Below are 6,283 nucleotides of genomic sequence, written 5' to 3'. Positions count from 1 at the left end.
ACGCAGGCGGAGATCGGTGAGCGTCTGGGCTGCTCGCAGATGCACGTCTCGCGCCTGCTGGCCCGCACGGTCAAGCGCCTGCGCGCAGGCCTGCTCGGCACCGGCGCGAGCTGATCCGGCCGACGCTCTCACCCACTTCCACCACGGCTCCAGGGTTCGTGGACCGGACACACATCCGGTCCACGAACCCTGGAGCCGTTCGCATGCCGGGGCGCTGCCATGGGACCCGCGGCACTCACCCACGGCACTCACCCATGGCAACCGATCGGAATGCCGGGCACCGGCGGGGGTAAGCGGGATCCGTTCGGACGAGGACGCTTAGGGGAGGAGAAGGCCCATGTTCGGTCGGAGAGCGTCGAAGAGACAGGGCAGCGCATCCGTCGGAGGAGACGGAGGGGACGGAGGAGTGGGAGGAGCCGGCGGTGTCGCCGGAGTCGGGGGAGAGGGGGCGAGCGGGGAGGGTCGCGGCGACACGGGTACCGAGGCGGAGGCCGGCCGGGCGGGAAGTCCGGAGCGCCACGAGCCGGCGGACACGCCGGCACCGCAGGCGGTCCCGGCCCGCCGGGGCCCCGGACGGTTCGTACGCGTGCTCGTCGCTCTCACCGCCCTCGTGGGCATGGTGGCGTTCGCCGTGGTCCTGGCCCGACTGACGCTGGAGGCCTCACCCGCCTCCGTATCCCTCACCCACAGCAACCTGACCCCCGGCCGGTCGATCGAGGCGTACCTCGGCCGCCCCGCCTTCGTCGACACCGTCAAGCAGCTCGGCGGCAACATCCTGCTCGGCGTTCCGTTCGGAGTCCTGCTGCCGCTGCTGTCCCGCAAGGCGCGCGGCCTCCTCCGCGTCGCGCTCGCCACCGCGGCCACCATGCTGCTCGTGGAGCTGGTGCAGGGCGCGCTCATCACCGGCCGTGCCTTCGACATCGACGACGTCCTCCTCAACACGGCGGGAGCCCTGCTCGGCTATCTGGTCATCGGCCGAAGGCTGGGCCGCGCCGTACACCCCCGGACCCGCCCCCACTGGTGGCAGCGCCGGCGCCGCGCCGACGCCGCGGCCTGACCATCCGGGCGGCGGCTCCCGGCGGACGACCCGCCCGTACTGACTGCGGTACGGCCCCGGCACGGGCGGGCGGCCGGTCCGGACCCCGCTCCGGACCCCGGCGGCGATGCACCCCGCGCCGACAGGGCCGGGGCGACACGGCCGCGTCCGTGTCGCCCCGGCCCTGTCGGCAGCCGGCCACCGCCCTCCGAGGCCGCGTCGGCATCGCGTCACCGCCCCCCGAGGCGGCGTCCGCAGAGCGCCACCGTTCCCCGAGGCCGCGTCCGTGAGGCGGCCACCGCACCCCGGCCGATCACCCGGACGACGGCCCGGAGCCCCGCGACCCCGTCAGGGCGGGCCGGCGCCCCGCTCCCGTTCCTGCTCCAGGAGGGCCGGCAGATCCCGCAGGCGGTCGAGTCCCGCCACCGGCCGGGACGTGCGGGCGTTGCGGCCGAGCCGGTCACGGTGCCGGTGGAGGAAGGCCCAATACCCGGCCGTGAACAGGCACGCGTCCTCGCCCACCCGCCGGTCCGGGCGATAGGGGCACGGCCCGCACAGGTCGCTCATCCGGTCGATGTAGGCGCCGCCGGAGGTGTACGGCTTGCTCGTCATCCGGCCGCCGTCGGCGTACTGGGACATGCCGACGACGTTCGGCAGCATCACCCAGTCGTAGCCGTCGGCGAAGCTGCGATGGAACCAGTCGGTCACGGCGGCGGGGTCCCAGCCACGCTGGAGCGCGTAACTGCCGAGGACCATCAGGCGCGGGATGTGATGGGTCCAGCCCGTGTCCCTGACCTCGCGCAGGGCCGTCGCCACGCACCGGGCCGACACGGCGTCCGCGTCCAGCTCCTCCCACCAGTCGGGGACGGTCCCGGTGTGCCCGAGGACGTTGCTCGTCCGGTACTCCTCGCCGAAGTGCCAGTAGAGGTGCCAGACGTACTCGCGCCAGCCGGCGATCTGCCGGACGAAGCCCTCCACGGAAGCGAGCGGCGCACCGCCCGCCCGCCACACGGCCTCCGCCCCCTCCACGCATTCGGCCGGGTCGAGGAGCCCCAGGTTCAGCGACGTCGACAGCAGACTGTGGCTCATCACCCCGTCCCCGGCCAGCATCGCGTCCTCGTGCGCCCCGAACCCGGCGAGGCGGTGGTCCAGGAAGCGTCGCAGGGCGGCGAGCGCCTGGCGCCGGTCCGCCGGGAACGCCCGGGGGCCGTCGCGGCCCACGAAACGGACGTCCCCGTCCCGTTCCCAGCGGTCCAGGTCGTGCCGCACCTCCTTGTCGATGTCGTCCTCCCTGGGCCGGTACGGCGCCGGCGCGCCCAGGGTGCGGGCTCCGCGCGGAGGGGGCTCGCGGTTCTCGCGGTCGAGGTTCCACACGCCCCCGACCGGCCCGTCGCCCTCCATCAGGAGGTCGTGCTCGCGACGCACCCGGCGGTAGAAGTCCTCCATGCGGAGCGTGCGGCGCTCCCGCGCCCAGGCGGCGAACTCGTCCGGACCGACGAGGAACCCGCGCGGTGGCAGCACCGTCACGCCTCCGAGCGACCGGACGAGGCGCAGCGCCGCCCTGGAGGTGGGGTGGTGGACCGTCACCGACCCGCGGCCGACGGCCTGCCGCAGCCCTTCCCGGTAGGTGTCCGCCCGCACGTACGTCACCCGGTCGCCGAGCTCGGCGGCGCGGTGCCGCATGGCGGACAGGACGAGGTGTGCCTTCGCCCGGTGGAAGCGCCGACGGCGGAAGACGGCGCGGGACTCGACCATCACCACGGGGGCGTCACGCGCGGGCCCGCCGTCGCCCGGCGCCAGGAAGGCGGGCCCGAGCTGGTCCCCGAACAGCCAGTGCGCCTCAGTCATGTCCCATCCGTCCTCCTCGCCTTCCTCCGGGCGGTCCGGTACGCAGCCGGGGTCGTCGCGCCCGCCGTCGCGGCGGTCGCGTACGTCGTCCGGGGAGTCGCGTGATCCCGTACACCGTCCCGGAGAGTCCCTCACGCCTTCGGGGCGGCTCCCGCACGCCCACCGGGCCTTCCGCCCGACGTCCGAGCCGTTCCGTACGGCCCCGCCGCCCATGGACCGTGCCGGTACGACCCTGTCATCCCCGCTTCGCTCGGAGCGCCCGACCCGGATGCGTCGCACCCGTTCGGAGCACCGAAGCACCCCGCCGCATCCGCCGCCCGCGCGGCGGAGGAACTGGACACGAGCCCTCGTCCCGCCGAACGATCCGGAGGCCCCTCATGCCCCGTTCCTGGGAACTCGAAGGACGTACCGCCGTCGTCACCGGCGCCGCCCGCGGGCTGGGCGCCGGACTGGCCCGTCTGCTCGCCGGGCGCGGGATGCGCGTGGCCCTGCTGGGGCGGGAGCACGCCACGCTCGCCGCCGTGGCCGAGACGCTCGCCACGGAGGGTCACCCCGTCGAGGTCGACGTGACCGACGACGCGGCGATGGAGCGGGCCGCCGCGGAGGTGACGCGCGTGCTCGGCGCCCCGTCGGTCGTCATCGCCAACGCGGGCGTCGCCGAGGGCGGGCCGTTCGAGACCTCCGACCCCGGCACCTGGCGCCGTGTCGTGGAGGTCAACCTCGTGGGCAGCGCGGTCACCGCGCGCGCCTTCCTGCCGGGACTGCGCTCCAACGGCGGATACTTCCTCCAGGTCGCGTCCACCGCCGCCTTCGGCGCGGCCCCGATGATGAGCGCCTACTGCGCCTCCAAGGCGGGCGCCGAGGCGTTCGCCCGCTCCCTGCGGGCCGAAGTGGCGCACCAGGCCGTCGGCGTGGGCGTGGCGTACCTGCACTGGACAGACACCGACATGGTCCGCGACGTCGACCACCACCCGGTGCTGCGCGAACTCCGCGGACACATGCCCGGCCCCGCGCGCCGTGTGTACCCGGTGGACCAGGTCGCCTCCTGGCTCGTACGGGGGGTGGAGCGGCGCTCGGCCTCCGTGTACGCACCGCCCTGGCTCAGGCTCGCGCAGGCGGGCCGGCCGTTCTTCCCCCTCGCGGTGGACCTGCTCTCCCGGCGGGAACTGCCCCGCCTCATGAGGGAGCACGCGTTCGAACAGACCGGCCTGCTCGGCGCGGGCGGCCACATCGAGGAGAAGCTGATCGACCGGACCCCCTCCGGACGGCGCGAGAACGGTCACCCGGCCCGCTGACACCGACCGGCAACGGCCCCGGCGCGCTTCCCGCGTCGGCACCCCGCCCGTCGCCTGCCCGGGCGGGGCGCTGACGCCGTTCCCTCCCCGGTCGCACCCCGGTCGCTTCCCCCTGGGCAGGTGGGTACGGCTCTGCCAGGTTCGGACCGCCTCTCACACGGCGCGGCCGGCATCGGACCGAGGGCTCTCCGCCACGGCCCGGTCGGGATCGGACCGAGGGACCTCTGGCACGGCCCGGTCGGGATCGGACCAAGGGCCCGCCGGCACGATGCTGCCGGGATCGGACCGAGGAACCGCCGACGCGACCCCGCCGGACTCCGGCCGAAGGAACTCCGCCACGGCCCCGCCGCACCCGCGCCGGCCCCCGTGACCGTCCCACCGCTGCGTAAGCCGCCGCCGGACAAGCCGCCCCACTCCCGCGCCGCCTCTCGCCCGGCGGCTCCGGGGTCGTCCCGGTGTCTTCGGCCCTCAGCTCGTCGGCCCTCAGCCTGAAGGGTGTGAGCCGGTGCCCGCCCTCGCTGCCGGGGCCCTTCGCCCCCTCGGCACGAGACGACTGCCGCGTACCGTCACCGATGCCCAAGGCGCTCACACTCTCGACGCCGTCCCGCCCGGTCCGGTCCAGTCCATTGACAGGTGCAGTTCATTCTCGCCATTCTTTGAGAGCGCTCTCTTGAGAGCGCTCTCAAAGATCTGTTCACCGTACGGAGCCCCACCTCCGAGGAGCCCCTCATGTCCCCACGGCACAGGCGCGCCCGCGTCCGGCTCGTTCCCCTGGCCGTCGCCGCGTGCGTCGGCACCACCCTCACCGTCGTCGGAACCACCGGCACCGACCCGGCCTCCGCGGCCGTCCCCGCCACGATCCCGCTCACCTTCACGAACAACTCGGCCCGCGGCGAGCAGGTCTACGTCTACAACCTCGGGACCGAGCTCTCGACGGGCCGGCAGGGTTGGGCGGACGCGAACGGGGTCTTCCACCCGTGGCCCGCCGGCGGGTCGGTCCCCGTGCCGGCCCCCGACGCGGCCATCACCGGACCGGCGGCCGGGCGGTCGATGACCATCAGGCTGCCGAAGTTCTCGGGCCGCATCTACTTCAGCTACGGCCAGAAGCTGGTCTTCAAGCTCGCGACCGGCGGCCTCGTCCAGCCCGCCGTGCAGAACCCCAGCGACCCCAACAGGAACATCCTGTTCAACTGGTCCGAGTACACGCTCAACGACGCGGGCCTGTGGCTCAACAGCACCCAGGTCGACATGGTCTCGGCGCCGTACGCCGTCGGCGTGAAGCGTCCGGACGGCACGGTCCTGAACACCGGGCGCCTCAAGCCCGGCGGCTACCGGGGCTTCTACGACGCCCTGCGCGGGCGACCCGGTGGCTGGGCGAACCTGATCCAGACCCGCTCCGACGGCACCGTGCTGCGCGCGCTCGCGCCCGGCCACGGCATCGAGGCCGGCGCGCTGCCCGCCGGCGTGATGAGCGACTACATCAACCGCGTCTGGTCCAAGTACGCGAGCTCGACGCTGACCGTGACGCCGTTCGCGAACCAGCCCGCGGTCAAGTACTACGGCCGGGTCGCGGGGAACGTCATGAACTTCACCGACAGCGCCGGAAGGGTCGTCACCTCCTTCCAGAAGCCCGACTCCGACAGCGTCTTCGGCTGCTACAAGCATCTCGACGCGCCGAACGACCAGGTGCGCGGCCCCATCTCCCGTACGCTCTGCGCCGGTTACAACCGCTCCACCCTGCTCACCAACCCGAACCAGCCGGACGCGTCGTCGGCCGGTTTCTACAAGGACGCGGTGACGAACCACTACTCGCGCGAGATTCACGCCCGGATGGCGGACGGCAAGGCGTACGGCTTCGCCTTCGACGACGTCGGCGCGCACGAGTCCCTGGTCCACGACGGCGACCCGCGACAGGCGTACATCACGCTCGACCCGTTCGACTGACCGCGCCCGCCGGGTGGCGGGACGGCAGCCTCACGGGCGCGAGGGCCCGGTGAGGCGGCCGTCCCGGCGCTGCCGTCCCCGCCCCTCTGCCGTCCCAGCGCCGCGGGCTCGGTCCTGCCCTGCTCGGTGCCGTCCGGCTCGGTGCCGTCCGACTCGGTGC

Annotated in this window: 5 protein-coding genes; 4 read left to right on the top strand and 1 reads right to left on the bottom strand. The window is 74.1% G+C overall.

The features are described 5' to 3' along the window. Both ACF1BN_RS37130 and ACF1BN_RS37125 read left to right on the top strand, forming a co-directional pair. Positions 1–114 (top strand): sigma factor-like helix-turn-helix DNA-binding protein (locus ACF1BN_RS37130; RefSeq protein WP_392336019.1); only part of this gene is annotated, 114 nt, incomplete at its 5' end. A gap of 472 nt (positions 115–586) precedes the next feature. Beyond that, a complete protein-coding gene (locus ACF1BN_RS37125) occupies positions 587–1,057 on the top strand; it encodes a VanZ family protein (protein WP_392336014.1) in 471 nt (156 codons plus the stop codon). 327 nt (positions 1,058–1,384) lie between these two features. Here the strand turns inward: ACF1BN_RS37125 and ACF1BN_RS37120 are convergent, their stop codons facing one another. Then, the gene (locus tag ACF1BN_RS37120; RefSeq protein ID WP_392336013.1) at positions 1,385–2,884 is read right to left on the bottom strand and encodes a cryptochrome/photolyase family protein; all 1,500 of its coding nucleotides are present in this window, start codon (positions 2,882–2,884) and stop codon (positions 1,385–1,387) included. 377 nt (positions 2,885–3,261) lie between these two features. Between ACF1BN_RS37120 and ACF1BN_RS37115 the strand changes: the two genes are divergently transcribed. Together ACF1BN_RS37115 and ACF1BN_RS37110 are read left to right on the top strand one after the other, a co-directional pair. After that, positions 3,262–4,179: an SDR family oxidoreductase gene (locus tag ACF1BN_RS37115; RefSeq protein ID WP_392336012.1), complete on the top strand. Its 918-nt coding sequence runs from the start codon at positions 3,262–3,264 to the stop codon at positions 4,177–4,179. Between the two features lie 729 nt (positions 4,180–4,908). Then, positions 4,909–6,123 (top strand): glycoside hydrolase family 64 protein, encoded by a 1,215-nt coding sequence (locus ACF1BN_RS37110; protein ID WP_392336011.1) that lies wholly within the window; start codon positions 4,909–4,911, stop codon positions 6,121–6,123. The last annotated feature ends 160 nt before the right edge of the window (positions 6,124–6,283 follow it).

It is taken from the genome of Streptomyces sp. NPDC014861 (assembly GCF_043081625.1).
GTDB lineage: Bacteria > Actinomycetota > Actinomycetes > Streptomycetales > Streptomycetaceae > Streptomyces.
Note: the sequence above shows the minus strand (reverse complement) of the source record. Positions and strands in the feature narration are given on the sequence as shown.